The 1,041-nt window shown below is 73.8% G+C and carries 1 protein-coding gene; it reads right to left on the bottom strand.

The features are described 5' to 3' along the window. Positions 1–127: 127 nt before the first annotated feature. Entirely contained in the window at positions 128–955 is an 828-nt protein-coding gene (locus I53_RS20500; protein ID WP_251982388.1) for a sigma-70 family RNA polymerase sigma factor, read from the bottom strand. Between the last annotated feature and the right edge of the window lie 86 nt (positions 956–1,041).

Here is a 1,041-nt window from a genome sequence, read left to right as displayed (position 1 = left end):
GCCATCGTGGGCGCCTTGATGATCGTGCGGGCCGAGCCCCTCGCGGGCCTGTTCGCGCAGGATCCGGGGCCCCCCGGGAGGGTGCGCGCGCCACCGCGATTTCGCCGTGGCCTTCATGCCGGTGGGCCTACAGCTCACGGCCGCGACCCTGTTCCAGGCGATCGGCGCGCCGCGCCGGGCCGCCGCCGTGTCGCTGGCGGCGCAGGGGTTGGCGCTGATCCCGCCGCTCCTGATCCTGCCGCCGCTCCTCGGCTATACGGGGGTGCTCGCCAGCCGGGTCGCGGCCGAGTTCCTGGCCGACGGGATCGGGTTGGCGCTGATGCTCGCGTGGTGCGTCGGCGCGCGCCGGACAGGCGGCGCAGCGCCGGTCGAGGGCCGCGAGACAGTGCAGGTGGCCGCGGCGCACGAGGCCGCACACCAGGGCACGTGAGACCCCGAGCCGGGCCGCGATCTCGATCTGCGGAACGCCCTCGACCCGGTGGAGCTGGAAGGCGGTCCGCACCGGCTCCGGCAGCTCGGCCACCGCGGCCTCCACCTGCCGCAGGGATTCGCGCGACGCCGCGGCCGCCTCGGGGGTTCCCATCCCCGGGTCGGCCGGATCCGGGGCGGCATCGAGGCCGGTGAACAGGCGCCGCTCGAAGCCCTGCCGCCGAGCCCGGTCGAGGGCGAGGTTGCGCACCATCCGCCCGACATAGGCGGCCTGGACCGCATCCGCGGCCTCAGGCGGATCCGCGATGAGCCGGAGCAGCACGTCCTGCACAACGTCCTCGGCCTGGGCCGGGCAGCCGAGGATGCGGCGCGCGCTCGCCAGATAGGCGGCGCGATGGCGCTCGAACGCCGCGAGGTTCCAGGATCCGCCGGGCGGCTGCCGGCCGGAGCCGGGCACGGGAGCCGCCGAGATCCTCTGGCCGGAGAGGCCAGCGTCGTAATTCCGGGCCGCCACGATCCCGCTCACATTGTCCCGCCTGCGTAGCTCACGCAGCCGGGACAGCTATCATGCGGTCGATTTGGACAACAATGTCTATCTTCGTGAATTAGAAT

This window comes from Methylobacterium sp. B1, from assembly GCF_000333255.1.
GTDB classification, from domain to species: Bacteria; Pseudomonadota; Alphaproteobacteria; order Rhizobiales; family Beijerinckiaceae; genus Methylobacterium; species Methylobacterium fujisawaense.
Note: the sequence above shows the minus strand (reverse complement) of the source record. Positions and strands in the feature narration are given on the sequence as shown.